We start from the raw sequence: 18,170 nt of genomic DNA on the forward strand, positions 1-18,170 counted from the left end.
TGCTGCGTCAGCTGGCCTTGCCGCCGGCCGGCTTTTCTTCGACCTTGGGCTTGCGTTTGAAGCTCGCCGTGATGTTGCCGAGCAGGTCCACTTCGGCACCGTGGCGCTTCATGATGAACCACTGCTGCGTCACCGAGAGCAGGTTGTTCCAGGCCCAGTAGATCACGAGGCCGGCGGGGAACGTGCCCAGCATGAAAGTGAAGATGATCGGCATCCAGTTGAAGATCATCGCCTGCGTCGGATCCGGCGGCGGCGGGTTGAGCTTCATCTGCACCCACATGGTGATGCCCATGATCACCGGCCACACGCCCAGGTGCAGCAGGCCGCCCACCACCGGCAAGGCGACCGGGTTCCACGGGATCAGGCCGAACAGCGTGAAGATGTTGGTCGGATCTGGCGCCGCAAGGTCGACGATCCAGCCGAAGAACGGCGCGTGCCGCATCTCCAGCGAGATGAAGATGACGGTGTAGAGCGAGAAGAACACCGGGATCTGGATCAGGATCGGCCAGCAGCCCGACAGCGGATTGATCTTCTCTTTCTTGTAGAGCTCCATCATCGCCTGCTGCTGGGCCGGGCGATCTTCCTTGAAGCGCTCCTGGATCGACTTCATTTCCGGCTGCACCCGCCGCATCGCCGCCATCGAGGCATAGGAGCGGTTGGCCAGCGGGAAGAACAGCGCCTTTACGATAACCGTCACCGCGAGGATGGCGAGGCCGAAATTGCCCAGGATCCCGTAGAGGAACTGTAAGAGGTGGAACATCGGCTTGGTGATGAAGTGCAGCCAGCCCCAGTCGATCAACAGCTCGAGCCGGTCGAAGCCGTAAGTCTTCTCATAGCTGGCGATCACGCCTTCGCGCTTGGCGCCGGCGAACAGGTAGGTCTTGTTTTCGGCGGTGCCGCCGGCCGGCACCAGCACCGGCGTGGTCTCGACGAAGCTGGTCTGGAAGATGTTCAGAGCACCCGAGGGTGTCGCCGAGAAGCGGGCGTTGAGCGGCGCGCCCGGAACTGAGAGCACCGCAGTCGCCCAGTACTTGTCGGTGATGCCGACCCAGCCACCCGTGGTGCTGGTGACGTCGATCTGCTTGTCGTTGACGACGTCGTCGTACTTCTTGGAAACGAGGTTGTTCGAGCCGAGCACGCCGAGCGGGCCTTCGTGCTGCACGAAGAAGTTCTGCACGTGCGGCTTGCCCTGGCGCACGATGCGCGAGAACGGGTAGAGCGCCACGTCACCCGAGCCGGTGTTCTCGACCGACTGCGCCACGGTGAACAGATAATTGTCGTCGACGCTGATGGTGCGGCGGAAGATCAGCCCGGCGCCATTGTCCCATTTCAGCGTCACCGGCGTCGCAACGGTCAGCGTCTGCGCATCGCCCTCGACCGACCACACCGTGGTCTCACCTGGCGTAGCGGCAGTGCCGCCGGCCGCCGGCACCCAGCCGGTCTCGGCGTAGTAGCCGCCCGGGGCGCCTGACGGGATCAACAGGGTAATGATCGGCGAATTGGGGTCGACGGTCTCGGTGTACTGCTTGAGCTGCAGGTCATCGAGGCGCGCACCGGTGAGGTTGATCGAGCCCGCGAGCGACGGTGTATCGATCTTCAACCGCTGCGGCGATGCCGCAAGCGCCGCCGTGCGGTCGACGAAAGTCCCCGAGGCGGCGGCCGCGGCGGTGGCTGCCGGTGTGCTGCCGTCGGCGGCCGGTGTCGCGAGCCCGGTATCGGTCGCCGGGGCCTGCGCTGCCTGCTCGAGCGCCGCACGCTTCTGCGCCTGCTCCAGTTGCGGGCCGGCAATGAAGAACTGCCATCCGAACAGCACCACGACGCTGAGCACGATCGCAATGATCATGTTGCGGTTGTTATCGGACTGCATCAGCTCTTCTTCTTCAGATGGACTTTGGAAATGGCGGCGGCCAGGTCGTTGACCAGCTGGCCGTACGAAATGCTCAGCGCCTCGCGGCGGCCGACCAGCACGTAATCATGTTGGGGTTCGAACCCCCTGGCGCAAGCCTTCGCGGCAGCCCGAAGGCGCCGGCGGATGCGGTTGCGCTGGGGCGAGTTGCCCACCTGCTTGGTAACCGTGAAGCCGATTCCGGGCTGATCGAGATCACGCGCGTTCGCCTGCAGCGAAAACGCAGCGCGCCCGACGCGTTGGCCTCGGGCGGCTTTCAGAAATTCTGACCGGTTCTTGAGGCGCCGCAAGGCGCCGTCCCGTGGCATGGCCGTGTGCACGGCCAAACCCCTTAGGCCGAGAGCTTGGCGCGGCCGACAGCGCGGCGGCGGTTCAGAATCTTGCGGCCGTTCTTGGTCGCCATGCGGGCGCGGAAGCCGTGCCGACGGGTGCGGACGAGCGTGCTCGGCTGGAAAGTGCGTTTCGACATACGATCTGACCACGCCGGCGCGCGGTTCCTCTTATACTTGAGAGCAGCAAGGTGCTTGCCGGCCGGGCCCGTGTCTGGGCGCCTACGGCAGATTGGGGCGGCTTATAGGGAATTGGTTCGGTGAAGTCAACGCGACCGCCATGCGGCAGAACGGCATGGTCGGCCCCCGAAATCCGCCGATTTCCACACTGCCTTGATCCTGCCCACTATTGTCGGGTGGCACGCCGGTGATAATGAGGCGCGGGGCCTTAGTCGAGAGAGCGAGATTGGCCGATATCCTTACGCCCGACCTCTGTGTCATCGGGGCCGGATCCGGCGGCCTGGCCGTCGCCCAGGCGGCTCGCGCCTATGGTGCCTCTGTGGTGCTGGTCGAGAAGGCCCGGCTAGGGGGTAACGCGCTGCATGCCGGCGCCATTCCGGCCAGGGCACTGGTCGCCGCCGCCGCCCACGCCCAGGCGTTGCGCGATGGCGCCGCCTTCGGCATTTCCGCCGACGAGCCCAAGATCAATTTCCGCAAGGTGCACGACCATGTCGAGCAGGTGATCACCGCGCTCGCTCCACAGAACGCCGCCGGCCGCCTCGAGGCCCTTGGCGTCGAGATCGTTCGCGGCGCCGCCCGCTTTATCAACCGCAAGGCCCTGTCGGTCGGCGATACCGAGATCCGCGCCCGCCGCTTCGTCATCGCCACCGGCGCGCGGCTTCCCGTGCCCTCGATCCCGGGGCTCGACGCGGTGCCGTATTTCACCAGCGAGACCATTCTCGACAATACCCGTAAGCTCACCCACCTGGTGGTCATCGGCGGTGGCGCCGTGGCGCTCGAACTGGCCCAGGCCTATGCCCGGCTGGGCACCGAGGTCACGGTGATCGAGAACGGTCCGCTGCTCGCGGGCTTTGATCCCGAACTCGCGGGCGTCGCGTTGAAGCGGGTGGCGGAGGAGGGCGTCACCCTCCGCCCGCACGCCACCGTCACCGCCATCCAGGCCCGTTCCATGGGCATCGGCGTTGCCGTGCAGAACGGCGAGGCCGACCAGCTGCTCGACGCCTCGCACATCCTCGTTGCCGCCGAACGCATGCCCAACCTTTCCGGCCTCGACCTCGAGAAAGCCGGCATCCGGATGAACAAGGCCGATCCGCGGCTGCTGCTGCTGTCCCCTGGCCTCAAGACCAGCAACCCACGCGTCTACGCCGTCGGCGACGCCGCCGGCGGCCAGTCGGTGCAGGCGGCGGTCCGCCAGGCCGAGGTCATCGTCCGCAGCGCCATCCTTGGCACCATGGCCAAGCCCGATACCTTGCGCGTCCCGCGCGTCGTCTCCACCGATCCCGAACTTGCCGAGATCGGCCTCAACGAGGCGCTGGCCCGTACGAGGCACGGCGTCGGTTTCCGCGTCACCCGCTGGTCCTACGCCGATAATGACCGGGCCAGGACCTCGCGTGCGACCTATGGCCTCGCCAAGCTCATCACCGACCGCTCCGGCAAGATCCTCGGCGCCGGCGTCGTCGGCCCCGGCGCCAGCGAACTGGTTGCCCTGTTCTCCTTCGCCATGACCGGTGGGCTCAGGGCCGACAAGCTCGCTGAACTGGTCGCGCCCTATCCCTCCTATGCCGAGATCGCGGTGCGGCTCGGCGAGGAGTTCCGTCGCGGTGAGATCGCCAAGCCTCTCATCCGGCAGTGGATCAATCTCAACAAGCTGCTCGGCTAGCCGGTTTGTCGCGTGTTGACGCTGGAAAGCGACAGCTTTCCCCGCTAATCATCGCCCAATGGCCAAACAAAACCGCGCGATGCCTGGCCCGTTCTCCGGGCTGTCCGTCAAGATCATCGCCACCATCATCGTGGTGATCCTCGCGGTCGAGATCGTCATCTACCTGCCATCGGCTGCCAACTTCCGCCAGAGCTGGCTCAACGACCGGCTGCGTGTCGGCGTCGTCGCCGCCCGCGTGCTCGACGCTGTGCCCGACGCCATGAACCTGCCGCGCATGCTGACGGACCGGCTGCTCACCTCGGCCGGCGCCCTCGCCATCGTCTATCGCCGCGAGGGCCAGAGCCAGCTGATCGAACTCGAGAACGTCACCATGCCGCGCGAGGCAGTGACGGTGGACCTCCGCCAGCGCGACCCGGCCTCGCTGATTCTCGGCGCGCTCGAGACCCTGGTGCTCGGCTCCAACCGGACGCTGCGCATCGTCGGCGAAGAAGACGGCATGCCCGACCGGGTCATCGAGGTGCTGATGCCCGAGGCGCCGCTGCGCCGTGAGCTGCTGCTCTATTCGCGCAACCTGTTCTTCCTGTCGCTGATCCTCGCCATCATCACCTCGGCGGTGTTGTACGTGTTCGTCTCGCGCATCCTGATTGCGCCGATCCGCCGGCTCACCGGCAACATGGTCGAGTTCTCCGAGGCGCCCGAAAACGCTGCGCTGATCGTCACCCCCTCCGATCGGCGCGACGAGATCGGCATCATGGAGCGCGAGCTGGCGGCGATGGAATCGGACATCTACTCGATGCTGCGCCAGCGCCGACACCTCGCCGACCTTGGGCTTGCCGTGGCCAAGATCAACCATGACCTGCGCAATACCCTGACCTCGGCGCAACTGCTTTCCGACCAGGTGGCCAATCTGGACGATCCCAAGGTGCAGCGCCTCGCGCCGCGCCTGGTGCTGTCGATCGACAAGGCCATCGGCTTCGCCCAGTCGGTGCTCGATTATGGCCGCCAGAGCGCCACCCCGCCGCGGCCGGTACCGGTCGACCTGCATTTGCTGCTCGATGAAGCCGCCTTCGATGCCGGCCTCGTCGGCCATCCTTCGATCCGCTGGACCAACCACGTGCCCGACGCGGTGTCGATTTCCGCCGACCCCGACCAGTTCGCCCGCATCTTCGACAACCTGCTGAAGAACGCCCGCGAAGCGCTCGAAGCCGTGGGCGGCAAGGTCGAGGCACCGCAGGTTGAGGTGACCCTCGCCGAGACCCCCGACTGGCTCACCCTGTCGGTCACCGACAACGGCCCCGGTCTGCCGCCGCGCGCCCGCGAGAACCTGTTCGTCGCCTTCGAGGGCTCGGCCAAGGCCGGCGGCACCGGGCTCGGTCTCGCTATCGCCCGCGAACTCACCGAGGCGCATGGCGGCAAACTCAGCTTCGTCGACCAGCCGCTGGGCACCCGCTTCGACGTCACGCTGCCCCGTTCCATCCGCATCGCCTGAACTGTCACGGGCGTGTCAAAATTGCTCGCGCGTCCATGCTTGCAATGCTGCGGCGGCCCATGTATGGGTCACGCCGTTCGCCGGAACACCACCGGCCGTGCGCGCCCTTAGCTCAGCTGGATAGAGCACCAGACTACGAATCTGGGGGTCAGGAGTTCGAATCTCTTAGGGCGCGCCAATCTCTTCAAGCATTTGTAGCCGAACATACGACATCGTTCTGTTCGACGTCGTGCCGGGGTAACCTTTGGGGTAACCGGGACCGGTGTTACGCGCAGCGCATAGTGCCGTTCGGACTGCCAATCAGCCGTAGGTTTGACCGCGCGGATCATCGCCGCTGTGGAGATAATCGATACCCAATGGTCCTGTCCCGGTGACCTGGGTGACGTACTCGCCGGATTTCGCCCAGTGGAAATGCGGCGTGTCTCGCGGCAGGACGACGACGCTACCCGCGCCATAGGCGTGGAGTTCGTCTGGGTCGAATGTCGCGCCGAAGCCGATGTAGAACACGCCCGACATGACCGTGTAGATACGATCCTCCGGATGGGTATGAGGCATCAACCTGGTGCCGCCGGGCACTTTCACGCGCACCACATACGGGCCAGGCTTGCCTGGATCGCCTACGACTATCGCGAGCACTGCCCCGGCGGGGAAGGCGGCGAATGGCTCGAAGCGGATGTCTTCGGGATGGGTCGATCCAACCTTGGTCGGCGAAAGGCTGTGGCGAGATAGTGGACCTGTCGTCATGGCTGACCTCGAGTGTGTTCCCGGTCCCTTCAGGCGATCAGGGACCTCTGCCTCCTAATGCAACCTCGTTGCGCTTAGCCAGGACAGCCAGACGATCGTGTCGCCAGGACCATGGTATTGGTGGCTTTGGACGGGGCGCTCAGCGGCGTGGTCAGGCCACCGCCCGCTCGACCTCATGAACGAGGGCATCGGTGTCTGCAGGCTTCTCGAGGAAGGCTCGGCCGCCTGCTGCAAGTACCCGATTGCGCACCGCCTCGGTCGGAAACGCGGTCATGAAGATCATCGGGATGAGACGACCTTCGGCGATCAGGCGGGCCTGCAGTTCGTCGCCCTGCATCGCCGGCATCTGGATGTCGACGACCATACAGTCGGGTTTCGCGCCGCTCTCGAGGAACGCCGTGGCAGAGCCAAAGGTGCTGACCCGGTAACCGAACGAGCGGAGCAGGCTCGCGAGGGAAATGCGGACACCCTCGTCGTCGTCGACGATGGCGATGGTCTTTTCACTGTGCATGACAAACTTCTCGTGTCGCGGTGGCCTGGCCATGTGGCCAAGCCTCGCGTCCACTATCGTTATGGAGCAGCCGGGAGCGCCGCGGAATCATACGCAGGTTTGCCCCTCCGCGGCTCATGGTTTGATCCCGAGTGCCTCGGCCTTGCGAACCAGGTCCGCGAGTGTCCTCACGCCCATCTTTCGCATGACGTTGCCGCGGTGGATCTTCACCGTGATCTCGCTGAGCCCGAGAATGCCGGCAACCTGCTTGTTCATCAGGCCGGCCACCACGTGGGTCATCACCTCGCGCTCTCGCGTCGTCAGTGTCTCGAACTCAGCCGCCAGCTCGTTGCGGCTCGATGTTGCGGCTCGCTGCTGCCTGTCGCGCTCGATGGCGGAAGTAACGGCGTCCAGCATGTCCTGGTCGCGAAAGGGCTTTGAAAGGAAATCCACCGCCCCCGCCTTCATGGCGCGCACGCTCATCGGGATGTCGCCGTGGCCGGTCATGAACACGATAGGCCGGCCGATGCCGCGCTCGACCAGCTGTCCCTGGAAATCCAATCCGCTGACACCCGGCAGGCGCACGTCGAGTACGATGCAGCCGGGTGCATCGGGCAGTTGCGCAGCCAGCAGTTCGGCGGGCGACCCGAACAGCCGGGTGGCGAGTGAGATGGAACGCAGCAGGCTGTCGAGAGCCTCGAGCACCGCTGGGTCGTCGTCGACAACCGCAACGAACGGCGCCGCCAGCTCGGTCCCCGGCCTTGTTTGTCCAGATGTCTGCTGGATCATGTAGCGAGTTCCCTGGTCGGCAGTGAAAGCCGGAACGTTGCGCCATGGGGGGGCACGCTTTCGACCGTAAGCGAGCCTCCATGTGCCTCAACGGTGGTTCGGCAAATGGCCAGTCCCATGCCCATGCCGTCGGGCTTGGTGGTGAAAAACGGGTCGAACAGACGCTGCAGATCGTCGGGCGCAATGCCCGGACCGGTATCGGCTACCATGATCTCGACCTTGCCGCCGTCCGCCCAGGCCTTGACGGCGAGGCGGCGGTTGCCGGGGTGGTCCGCCATCGCCTGGCTGGCGTTGACCATCAGGTTTACCAGCACCTGCTGCAGCTGTACCCGGTCGCCGAGCACCGGCGGCAAGCCCTCCGGTGCTTTGACGCTCAGGTGCACGCCAGCCCGGGCCAGCTCGCGCTCGACCAACGCCGAGGCTTCCTCGATCAGCGAGGGGACGCTCAGTTCGGCCGGCTGGCTCGGCGCCTTGCTGAGGAAGGCGCGAATACGCTTGACGATATCGCTGGCGCGACGACCTTCGGAGATTACCCGGGCCATTGCCGTCTCGACCTCGCCGAGGTCCGGCGGCTCGCGTCGCAGCCAGCGCATGCCGGCCTCGCCATTGGTCACCACAGCCATCAGCGGCTGGTTCACCTCGTGGGCAATCGACGCCGTCAGTTCCCCAAGCGTTGCCACCCGGGCGGCATGGGCCAGCTCGGCCTGGGCCAGGTGGAGCGCGTCGTGCGCTTCTCGCCGCTCGGTGATGTCGAGCACGAAGACCAGCGCGTTGCCGTCATCCTCCGGCGTTGCCGGAAAGGTGATGGCGAACAGCACCGGTACGCGCCGGCCGTCGGTGCCGATGAGTTCGGTCTCGCCCTCGAAGTGGGCGTCGCCGCGCGCGAAAGCCGCCAGCGCTCCGGCGAACGTGCGGTCGCCGGCGCCCAGGATATCGCCGACCGTACCGCGGAAGCTTCCCGCGTCGGCGGCGCCGACCATGGCGAGGAATGCCGGATTGACGTCGACGATGCGGATCAGCTCGGGCGCGCGCGCTTCGAGGTCAGCGGGGCTCGTATCGGCCAGTTCGCTGCGAACGCGCGACCAGTCCTCCTGCATCACGCCGATCCGCGTTGCGTCGAACATCCGCCGGTAGCGCCGTTCGCTGCGCACCAGCGTTGCTGTGGCCGACTGGTTTTGCAGGGCCAGCAGGGCCGCAACGCCGATCGCCGCGATGCTGACGAGCGCCCGCAACGTCGGTGAGCCGGGAAGGCCGATGCCGTGCGAGATGAGGTAGGCCAGCAAAGTGAGCCCGAGGCAGGCCGCCGCGGTGGCGATGATCTCGGTCCGCCGGCCGGTCCGCGCCACCATGAAGACCACGAGAATGTAGAGCACGGCGACAGCGCCCTCGAGCGGCGACAGGGTATCGAAGAGGAAGATGGCTAGCGCCAGCACTGCGGCGCTGACGCGATAGCCGTTGGTGCGGATCAGCGGTTGCGACCGTTTGCCACCAGGCGCTGCTGCGCGTTCCGCGACTGCTTGTGACGACATTTACGCACGTATCCCCTGGCGCCCACCGTGGTCCCGGCGACCTGATCATGCCGCGCTCCGATCCACTCGGATAGCTGACCGATGTGCAATGTGCCGCAGCGCTGGAGATTTGCCATCATACAGAGGTTTGGGTCACCTCAGGGCAAGGCGTGGATCCAGGCGCACAGCGACAGCGCAGCAAGCACGGCCACCATCAGCACCACCCCGGCGCCGCCGGCGATATGAAAACCGACGCTGCCCACCAGAACGCCGGCGAGGAAGCCCAGGATCAGCAGCGCCACCCGCCGCAGCGACGCCAGCGCCGCGCGATCGGGGTGGTCGCGCGTGAAACCGGCAAGGGCGCCCTCGATATCGATCGAAAGCTGCGTAAGGTTGGTGGTCATCACGTTGGTCGACCCGCCGCTTAGCAGCAGGCGCACCAGTGCGCTCTGAACGCCCATGGCGCCTAGGCCGAACAGCCCCGGCAGCAGCGGATCGTGCGGGATCAGTAACGCCGACAGCGCCAGCCCGGCAACCAGTGCGGCCTCCATCAACAGAGCCGCTGCGAGGGCGTGCTCCCGATCGGGCCCGAAGCTGCGTACCACGGCAGTTGTCAGTATTCCGGCCAGAACGAAGGCGGGGATGGCGGCGAGCTTGAGGACATCGGCGCCACCGACCTCGAAGGCGGAGCCCGCGACCACCAGGCTGCCAGTGGCCTGGGCCACGAACAGGCCGCCGAACGCCAGGAACGTCGTGGCGTCGACATAGCCCGCAACGAACGCCAGCAATGGTGCAAGGCCTTCGTAGCTCGTGCCGGCAGCGTTGCCGGCCGTGATCGAGCGCTCCATTGGATGTCTCCGTTCGCTGGGTTGCTTCAACCATCGAGCTAACGCGCCCCGGGATCGGCGGCCCATCGTGCGCTGGTTGGCCCGACCCTGTACTGAGGTATGAGCCGTGCAAACCTGCGGAGAATTCAGCCGGCGCCGGGTTCAGTCCACCTTCCGATGGTCAACGGGACCTGAGGAGACGAGAGATGGACTTCAAACCAAATTCCTCGCGGCATGTCGCTTCGATCGGCCTGCAGCCACCCAGCTACGCGAACGCGTCGGGATCGACGGTTCATATCGACAGCACGGCACTGCCGCTGTTGAAGCGGCTGTCGCTGCGCCGGCTGCTGCTGGCGCCGGAAGGGCTGCGCGAACCGCATTGGCACGCAAACGCCCATGAGCTGACCTACTGCGTTCGCGGCGAGGCGCTGGTCACCATCGTGCGCAACCACGCTGTTCGCGACAGCTTCGTCGTCCGGCCCGGCGACATGTTCTTCGCGCCGAGCGGCAGCCTTCACTCGATCCGCAATATCGGCCCGGCGGAAGCCGAGTTCATCCTCGCGTTCTCGCATGAGAAGCCGGAGGACTTCGGCCTTGGTGGCAGCTTTGCCGCGATGACGCCGGCGGTGCTCGGCAACACTTTTGACGCCCCGACGGCCTTCTTCCAGGAGATCGGCAGCATCACCACGCTGCCCATCGAGCCCGAGATCGTCCATGTCGACGGCGAGGCCGAGATCGAACCGCAGGCCCTGCATGTCGATGCGTTGAAGTATCGCGTCGAGACCAACCTGCCGCAGATCAACTCGGCTGCCGGCTCCGCCCGTCAGACCAAGGCCGGGTTGTGGCCGGCGCTCGAGGACATTGCGATGTACTCGGTCCGCATTTCGGATGGCGGCATGCGTGAGCCGCACTGGCATCCGGCAACCGCCGAGATGGGTTACGTGCTCGAGGGCAGGGCGCGGATGACCATCCTCGACCCCGACGGGACGATGGACACTTACGAGCTGCAGAGCGGCGACGTCTATTTCATCCCGCCGGCCTATCCGCACCACATCGAGAACATCGGCGTCGGCGACGCCCACTTCCTGATCTTCTTTGATCGCGCCGACCCCGGCGATATCGGCTTTCGCACCCTGGTCGGCAGCTTTCCGCGCGAAGTGCTTGCCGCCACGCTCAGGGTGTCACGCGCCGAACTCCCCGATTTCCCCTTCACCGAACAGGATCCGCTGCTCGTCAACCGCATCAACCCGGTCGACCCGGTCGACCCGGCCGCCTGAACCCTCACTCAAGGAGAACAAAAATGGACATCGCTCGTATCCGTGAACTGCGCGCCGCGCCGCTCCACACCCCCTCGGACCTCGGTGAGGCGGCGGTCAAGGACATCGCCGCCGCGTTGACCGCACTGCTGGCAGACAGTTTCGCGCTCTACCTCAAAACCAAGAACTTCCACTGGCACATGTCGGGCCCGCACTTCCGCGACTACCACCTGCTGCTCGACGAGCAGGCGGATCAGATCTTCGCCATCACCGATGACATCGCCGAACGGGCCCGCAAGATCGGTGGCGGCACCTTACGCTCGATTGGCCAGATCGCCCGGCTGCAGCGCCTGCCAGACAACGATGCCGAGTACGTCACTCCGGCCGACATGCTGGCCGAACTGGCAGATGACAACTCGCGCTTCGTCAGCCTGCTCCGTGCCGTGCACGAACTCGCCGCCGGTCACAATGATTCCGCCACGACCAGCCTCGTCGAAGTCTGGATCGACGAAGCCGAACGCCGCACCTGGTTCCTGTTCGAGACGGGGCGGGCCGGCAACTGAAGGCGGTCAGGCATCGTTCGTGGGGCCGGCGGCAGACCAGTCGTCGGCCCGGCGATGCAAGGGAACGTTCCTGCCGGTATCCGCCGGCAACCACCGGCCATCATCGCCGAGGGCAGTCCTGTCCGAGATCGGCGTCAGAGCTCGCCTAGAAAGAACCCAAGCCGGTGCTCGACATCACCCGGGCTTTGAAAACCACGTTCGGTCAGGGCGCGTATGCCGTTTTGCGCGGCGGGACGGCCCAGCGAGGCGACGCAGGCATCCCAGCCCGCGCCGAGCTCGACATCGGGCGGCAAGCTTGCATTGACCAGTCGCTTGGTTTGTCCGATCGCCCACTTGTCGAACTTCGAAATACGGGTCGCCAACGCATCCACGTAGGCATCGAGCTCGTTGTCGGGCAGTGCGCGGTTGATATAGCCGTAGGCCGCCGCTTGCTCGGCGCTGAGATCCTCGGAACTCAGCAACACTTCCAGAGCGCGGTTGCGACCGATCAGTTGCGGTAGCCTCGCCATTGGACCGCCCCCGGCGACCATGCCCACGCCGACCTCCCACTGAGAGATCACCGCTTTTTCCTTGCTGGCAAAGGTCACGTCGCATGCCAATGCGATCTCGCTGCCATTGCCGGTTGCCCGGCCGCGGATGAGCGCAATGGACGCAACCGGCGCACGGGTCAGTCGCACCAGGAAATCAGGCCAGGGTGGCAGGCCGGTGGGACCGGGAGGCAAGGACGTGATGCTCTCGATGCTGCCCCTGAAATCGGAATGGTTGAGGAAAAAGCCGTCGACGGCGCTGTCGAACACCACGACCCTCAGATCGGCATCCGCCTCGATTTCATCGATTAGTGCCTGAAACTGCAGGACCATCGCCGCGCCCATGACGTTGAGCGGCGGATTGTCGATGGTTACGCGCCACAACGTTGGGGACTGGCGTGCCCAGCGAACCTGGGGGGCTTCTGTCTTGGCTTCCATTATTGCCTCGTCGAGTACTGGGACGATTGCAACCTGTTGCGCGCACGCGGCTGGCTCAATTGATCGATGGTATCGCCGATACCATGATGTGACCGCTGGGAACGCGCACGGTTCTGTTGGTTCAGCATGGCCGCGGGTTACGATGGCATGGTTGGTCGAACGTCTCCCGGGCTGACAGCAGTCTTTGCAACATCGGACATGCTTGCCATTGGCGCCATGCGCTGGGCCAAGGTTAACGATCTCGGTCCCACAGCAGCAGCTCTGTGTCGTGGGTTGCGACAACATCGAGTTTGGAGAGTGCACGGATGCACAGCCGACCAGTGTCCGCAATGATGGCGCGACACTGGCCAGGGCGGTTTCATAGAAGCGCGGTGCGTTAGTCCACCAACACCTCCCTCAGCAGGCCTGTATGATGCTCAGGGTCCTCAAACGAGAAGAACCGCATCGGACCGGGTTCTGAATTTCCAGTCAAAGAGGCCAATTTTTGGTTGAGGCCCTCATCTGTGAACGTCGTGAACCCGCACCCGGTATGATCCAGGAGCAAGATTTCGGTGGTGCCCAGCACCCTCGTGGAGACCACCAGCTCGCTCAGCACGTCTTGTGTCACGGCAGGCCCACCCGTTCTGATGACATCCATGTCCCCGGTCGCGAGACCGAGAATAGCTTCCAAATCCGAGAGGCGAGGATCCATGCACGTCACCACGGCAACTTTGGGTTCTGGGTGCGCGCCCCGACTTGGGTCATAGGTCCGCGCGTACTGCTCGTTTGCCTTCAAAGCCTTGTCGATGAGACTCACAGAGTCCTCCTTTGATCAGCCGGTTTCTCCAAGGACACTTCCTGTGGTGCGCTGGTAGCGCACTTGAAACGGCGGGGGTGAAGTTGCTTCAGGTGGTTATGAGATCTGCGTACGGACGACCTCGACCGGTGTATTCAGGCGCGCGGACATGCGGACCAAATCGGGGACAGAGTGGGCTCCCATCTTGCGGACCATGCGACCCCGATGGGCTTTGACCGTGATCTCGCTGATGCCAAGCTCGAAGGCAATTTGCTTATTCATTTGCCCCTCGACCACCAGAGCCATCACGGCTTTCTCCCGTTCGCTCAGGGAGGTGTGGCGCTCCCTGAGCAACTCGATTTCGCAAACATCCTCGATGATTGTCCGGCTGCGCTCCAAGGCCCAGCGGAGGGCGTCGAGGATGCATTCACCTGCCAAAGGCGTAGTAAAAAACTCGCGCGCTCCGTCCTTCATTGCCTGCACAGTGGTTTGGACGTCGGCGTGTGCCGTGATGAAGATAACCGGCATTTCCCGGCGGTCGGCAATCTGCCTAAGCAGTTGAAGCCCGCTTATCCCCGGCAGAGCCACATCGAGCACCAGGCAGCTCGGAACGCGTATTCGCGGCTCGGCCAGGAAGTCCAGCGGTGACCCGAAGTTTTTTGAATGCCATCCGGCTGACTCCGCCAGCGATGTCACCAGTCGACGCACTAAGGTGTCTTGGTGGACCACCACGACCATCGGGGTCAGGTTCCGCCACGATAGATCGAAGAGATCACTCTCCTTCGGGGTAATATTTTGCATCGCCGCCCAGCTCCTTCAGCTTTACGTCGCAAGCGACGCGTTCAACCGTTGAAGAGAATGCTAAGCCAAAGGATGAGGCGATTTCCTTGGTGCAGTCCTGAAATGTGCTGAAGAGCGCCTGCGGGTTGCGGCTCGGCTGCGTTTCTGAAAAAGTCTTAATAATCCTTGAGGATTGGTGCTCACGTCCATGTCGGGCCGATTGTTAGTCCACGACCCGGGGGATTGGGAGCTCGACCTCGATCGAGGCGAACTGCGGCATCACGGGGCAATTGTCCCGCTCTCCGGACGCGCTTTCGAAATCTTCGTTGTTCTCGCGGAAGCCTCCGGCAGCCTGGTCACCAAGGACCAGTTGATGCAGGGCGTCTGGCCAGGATCTATCGTCGAGGACAACACCCTGCAGGCGCATATCTCGGTCATTCGAAAGGCGCTAGGGGACGATCGCAACCTGCTGAAAACATTCTCGGGGCGAGGGTATCGGCTGATCGGACATTGGAGCAGACTCAGCCCCGCGAATTCGCCGTCTCCGGCGGCAACGATGACGGAACCTGCCAGCACGCCGGCGGGGTCGAGTTCCAATATTCCTGTGGCGCTTTCCCAGTTCATCGGACGGGCAACGATTGCGTCACACCTTGCCGACGTACTCGCAACCCACCGCGCAGTGACACTGACCGGCCCCGGCGGTATCGGCAAGACTGCGTTGAGCCTCGAGGTGGCGCGCAAATGGTCAGCCGGCACGATCGCTGCAGCTTACATCGTCGATCTCGCACCGCTTGCAGATCCTGGCCTGATCCCCTCCGCGATCGCCACTACTCTGAGCTTGCGGCCAGGGGGCGGCCAGGCAACCCCGACAACTGTCGCTCAGGCAATCGGCGACGCGAGCCTGTTGCTGATCCTCGATACTTGCGAACATCTGATTGCAGGCGCTGCGGTGGTCGTTGAGACGATCCTGCAGATATGCCCGCGGGTCACGGTGCTCGCGACCAGCCGGGAGAACCTCCGCATCGAGGGGGAGTATGTCTATCGCCTGCCTCCGCTCGACGTGCCTGCGGAGACCGAGCGCGATCACGAGGCGATCCTGACACAGGATGCCGTGCAACTGTTCGTCACACGGCTGGCAGCGTTCGATTCCGCGCCCACTCCAACCACGGATGACCTGCTAGAAATTGCGGGGATCTGTCGGCGCCTCGACGGCATCCCATTGGCAATCGAATTTGCTGCATCTCGCGCTGTTGCACTGGGGATCCGGGAAGTTGCATTGGGGCTTCACGATCGGTTTGGTTTGCTTACCGCCGGCCGAAGGACGGCCTTGCCGCGACACCAGACGCTCCGCGCCACACTCGACTGGAGCTACGAGTTGCTGCCCGAGGCCGAACGCCGATTGCTTCGCCGGGTATCGATATTTCCTTCCGGTTTCACAGCAGCGGCTGCCTCGGCGGTGGTCAGCGACGGCCGAGTATCCACGTCCGACGTCATGGACGGAATCGCAAACCTAGTGGAAAAATCCGTGGTGACGTTCGATGGCCCGCCGTCCGCGAGACGCTGGCGCCTGCTTGACACCATCCGCGCCTACGGATTGGAGAAGTTGGCCGAGCACGAGGAGACGGAACAGGCCTCACGGCTGTCCGCTGAGTACTACCGTGACCTTTTTCGCCTCGGAGATCATGCGGGCCAAGGGCAGTTTGGCGCCGAACCTAGTGCCAACGCCCGCCGCGACATTGACAACATCAGGGCCGCCGTTTCGTGGGCATTTTCGGAGGCCGGCGACGTTCAGACTGGCTTGGAATTGACAGCAAGTTCGGTGACCCTGTGGTTCCAGCTGACACTGATGGTGGAGTATCGCGAACGCGTCGATCGAGCGCTGCAGATTCTGATGACCAGCCCCGCGCCGGATGAGGCGATGGAGATGCGTCTGCAGGCTGCTCTGGGTCACGCGGTTTGGTACAGCGGACCAACGGCAATGGCCGATCCGGGCGAACTCGAACGCCCCTTCACGCGGGCGCTGGAACTGGCGGAGCGGCTCGGCGACACGGAGGTCCAATTGCAGGCCCTTTGGAGTCGCTGGGCGGCCGGTAGAGGACGCGGCGATGAGAACGCAGCGCTCAAGGCCGCCAAACTCTACGAAGTGGCTGCTCGCCAACACGGCCATCCGCGCGTGACCGTCCTTGCCGACAGAATGCTGGCTTTGACGTACCATGACCTTGGAGCCCCACTACTTGCCGGCGAGCATGTGGACCAGGTGCTGCGGCGTGCACCACTGCTCGATCCCGCGACGAACAGTCCGCTGCAACTCGACGCCCGGATTTCGATGCTCGCGTTGCAGACCCGTGTTTTGTGGCTGCAAGGATATCCCGATCGGGCTCACCAGGCAGCGCAAGAGGCCATCGCGACCGCCATGCAAATGGAGAATTGGTTCGCAGTCTGCTACGTGATCAATATTGGCGCGTGCCCGCTTTCGCTTTGGATGGGCGATCTTCCCGAGGCTCGGGCCCGAGCGGAGCTGATCCGTACACGGGCGGCCGGAAATCACAGTTGGCTCAGACATGCCGACGTCTATGCCGGCATCTTGAGGTTGCGCGGTACGGGTGATCCAGTCGATGCGCTTACCGCTGCCTATGTCGAGGCTCGGGTCCAGTTTTCGACAACGGCTGACCTGATCTCGCTGCTGTCAGACGAGCAAAACCAACCACCTGATCCCGACTACCTGCCAAGCCACGCAGGATGGAGCCTGCCCGAGGTCGTCAACGCTGAGTTGGTACTGTGGCGCGGAGGACCGGATTCGATTGCAAAGGCCGAGGCAGCGCTCGAGCGTTCTCTCGAGCTGGCGCGCAATCAATCCGCGCTGTCTTGGCAGTTGCGCACTGCCTTAAGCCTCGCACGTGTGCGCGTGAGGCAGCATCGGGCCAAAGAAGCCCTGGTCCTTCTGAGATCCATCTATGAAGGATTCACTGAGGGATTTGAAACCCTCGATCTGCGCACCGCCAAATCGGCCCTCGATACGCTGACCGCTGGCACCCAATAATCCCCACCGCCCAGCCACCAGGGCGGTGTCTACTCCGGGGTAGTCGCTAGCCCGAAGTAACTAGCGCGGCGGCCACGGCGCCTAGTTACGCGGACGTAAGCCGCATCGACCCCACGCTTAGCCGGTCCTTAGCCTGACAGACGCTGGTCGCAGATCGCGGGAAGCCTTTCCGCCTGCGGCCGGCTCAGATCGAAAGGAACTGGCGATGTTAACATCAAGGCTCGTGGCAGGCTTAGTTGCCGCAGTTGGGCTGATAGGAACGGCGGGCAGCGCGGCGGCGTACCAGGCAGTGACCGTCAACGAAGTCAACGTGAGATCGGGGCCGGCCGCGTCATATCCGATCGTCGGCATGTTGGCAGCGGGTACCCGCATCACCGTCGACGACTGCCATATGGACTGGTGCATGATCGAGAGTTCGGGTCAGGCAGGCGGGTGGGTGTCGTCCCGCCTGATTGAATCGACCAAGCTCAAACCGACTCCCTACTTCTCCGGGAACGACTTCGACGACGATGACGACGATGACGACGACGATAACGGTGGATATGGCTGGCACGGCCACCACCACCATCACCATCACATGCATATGGGTGACCACCCGGGCGGCTGGCCAATGAGCGGCGATCACCCGATGGGTGGCGGTTGGCCAATGGGCGGCGGTTACCCGATGGGTGGCGGTTGGCCGATGGGCGGCGGTTACCCGATGGGTGGCGGTTGGCCGATGGGCGGCGGTTACCCGATGGGCGGCGGTTACCCCTGTCTCGTATACACCTCTGCTGTAGCAGAAAAATAATCATGCATCTCTGATCACCAACTTACTGCACGACACCTGCCCGCTGCTCTAGTACGCTACATCATGCAACACACTGTCA

The 18,170-nt window shown here is 64.2% G+C and carries 17 protein-coding genes and 1 tRNA gene; 7 read left to right on the forward strand and 11 right to left on the reverse strand.

Annotated features, from left to right (window positions below; genetic code table 11):
- Positions 1–7: 7 nt before the first annotated feature.
- The 3 genes from yidC to rpmH are packed head-to-tail and all read right to left on the reverse strand — an operon-like array spanning position 8 to position 2,375.
- A complete protein-coding gene (gene yidC, locus VW23_RS23965) occupies positions 8–1,867 on the reverse strand; it encodes a membrane protein insertase YidC (RefSeq protein WP_069912006.1) in 1,860 nt (619 codons plus the stop codon).
- A complete protein-coding gene (gene rnpA / locus VW23_RS23970) occupies positions 1,867–2,226 on the reverse strand; it encodes a ribonuclease P protein component (RefSeq protein WP_244513723.1) in 360 nt (119 codons plus the stop codon). Before rnpA ends, yidC begins: the two co-directional genes overlap by 1 nt.
- A gap of 11 nt (positions 2,227–2,237) precedes the next feature.
- Entirely contained in the window at positions 2,238–2,375 is a 138-nt protein-coding gene (gene rpmH / locus VW23_RS23975) for a 50S ribosomal protein L34 (protein WP_055886015.1), read from the reverse strand.
- A 266-nt stretch (positions 2,376–2,641) separates the two neighbouring features.
- Between rpmH and VW23_RS23980 the strand changes: the two genes are divergently transcribed.
- The 3 genes from VW23_RS23980 to VW23_RS23990 all read left to right on the forward strand — a co-directional run bounded on the left by VW23_RS23980 (position 2,642) and on the right by VW23_RS23990 (position 5,742).
- Complete coding sequence (locus VW23_RS23980; RefSeq protein ID WP_069912007.1) at positions 2,642–4,075, forward strand: dihydrolipoyl dehydrogenase family protein; 1,434 nt, start codon at positions 2,642–2,644, stop codon at positions 4,073–4,075.
- A gap of 58 nt (positions 4,076–4,133) precedes the next feature.
- Positions 4,134–5,564, forward strand: coding sequence for a sensor histidine kinase (locus VW23_RS23985; RefSeq protein ID WP_084646430.1), 1,431 nt, complete (start codon positions 4,134–4,136; stop codon positions 5,562–5,564).
- 101 nt (positions 5,565–5,665) lie between these two features.
- Positions 5,666–5,742, forward strand: a tRNA-Arg gene (locus VW23_RS23990).
- Positions 5,743–5,864: 122 nt separating this feature from the next.
- Here the strand turns inward: VW23_RS23990 and VW23_RS23995 are convergent.
- The 5 genes from VW23_RS23995 to VW23_RS24015 all read right to left on the reverse strand — a co-directional run bounded on the left by VW23_RS23995 (position 5,865) and on the right by VW23_RS24015 (position 9,943).
- Complete coding sequence (locus VW23_RS23995; RefSeq protein ID WP_069912008.1) at positions 5,865–6,308, reverse strand: cupin domain-containing protein; 444 nt, start codon at positions 6,306–6,308, stop codon at positions 5,865–5,867.
- Positions 6,309–6,459: 151 nt separating this feature from the next.
- On the reverse strand, positions 6,460–6,819 hold the full coding sequence (locus tag VW23_RS24000) for a response regulator transcription factor (RefSeq protein WP_069912009.1): 360 nt from the start codon (positions 6,817–6,819) through the stop codon (positions 6,460–6,462).
- 114 nt (positions 6,820–6,933) lie between these two features.
- Positions 6,934–7,587: a response regulator transcription factor gene (locus VW23_RS24005; protein ID WP_069912010.1), complete on the reverse strand. Its 654-nt coding sequence runs from the start codon at positions 7,585–7,587 to the stop codon at positions 6,934–6,936.
- A complete protein-coding gene (locus tag VW23_RS24010; RefSeq protein WP_084646431.1) occupies positions 7,584–9,116 on the reverse strand; it encodes a sensor histidine kinase in 1,533 nt (510 codons plus the stop codon). The genes VW23_RS24005 and VW23_RS24010 overlap by 4 nt, the downstream gene beginning before the upstream one ends.
- Before the next feature lie 137 nt (positions 9,117–9,253).
- A complete protein-coding gene (locus tag VW23_RS24015) occupies positions 9,254–9,943 on the reverse strand; it encodes a YoaK family protein (protein WP_069912011.1) in 690 nt (229 codons plus the stop codon).
- A gap of 185 nt (positions 9,944–10,128) precedes the next feature.
- Between VW23_RS24015 and VW23_RS24020 the strand changes: the two genes are divergently transcribed.
- Both VW23_RS24020 and VW23_RS24025 read left to right on the forward strand, forming a co-directional pair.
- Positions 10,129–11,199, forward strand: a complete 1,071-nt coding sequence (locus tag VW23_RS24020; RefSeq protein ID WP_069912012.1) for a cupin domain-containing protein — start codon at positions 10,129–10,131, stop codon at positions 11,197–11,199.
- A 23-nt stretch (positions 11,200–11,222) separates the two neighbouring features.
- Positions 11,223–11,741, forward strand: a complete 519-nt coding sequence (locus VW23_RS24025; RefSeq protein ID WP_069912013.1) for a Dps family protein — start codon at positions 11,223–11,225, stop codon at positions 11,739–11,741.
- 134 nt (positions 11,742–11,875) lie between these two features.
- On the opposite strand, the gene VW23_RS24030 is transcribed toward VW23_RS24025, so the two are convergent.
- From VW23_RS24030 to VW23_RS24040, 3 genes are all read right to left on the reverse strand, one after another.
- Positions 11,876–12,706: an enoyl-CoA hydratase/isomerase family protein gene (locus VW23_RS24030; RefSeq protein ID WP_069912014.1), complete on the reverse strand. Its 831-nt coding sequence runs from the start codon at positions 12,704–12,706 to the stop codon at positions 11,876–11,878.
- Positions 12,707–13,082: 376 nt separating this feature from the next.
- On the reverse strand, positions 13,083–13,502 hold the full coding sequence (locus VW23_RS24035) for a carbonic anhydrase (RefSeq protein WP_069912015.1): 420 nt from the start codon (positions 13,500–13,502) through the stop codon (positions 13,083–13,085).
- A 96-nt stretch (positions 13,503–13,598) separates the two neighbouring features.
- On the reverse strand, positions 13,599–14,282 hold the full coding sequence (locus VW23_RS24040) for a response regulator transcription factor (protein WP_069912016.1): 684 nt from the start codon (positions 14,280–14,282) through the stop codon (positions 13,599–13,601).
- A 175-nt stretch (positions 14,283–14,457) separates the two neighbouring features.
- Here VW23_RS24040 and VW23_RS24045 point away from each other — a divergent pair, with 175 nt between their 5' ends.
- Entirely contained in the window at positions 14,458–17,301 is a 2,844-nt protein-coding gene (locus tag VW23_RS24045) for an ATP-binding protein (RefSeq protein ID WP_141728476.1), read from the forward strand.
- Between the two features lie 289 nt (positions 17,302–17,590).
- Positions 17,591–18,091: an SH3 domain-containing protein gene (locus VW23_RS24050; RefSeq protein ID WP_176730479.1), complete on the forward strand. Its 501-nt coding sequence runs from the start codon at positions 17,591–17,593 to the stop codon at positions 18,089–18,091.
- The last annotated feature ends 79 nt before the right edge of the window (positions 18,092–18,170 follow it).

This window comes from Devosia insulae DS-56 (assembly GCF_000970465.2).
Classification (GTDB): domain Bacteria; phylum Pseudomonadota; class Alphaproteobacteria; order Rhizobiales; family Devosiaceae; genus Devosia_A; species Devosia_A insulae.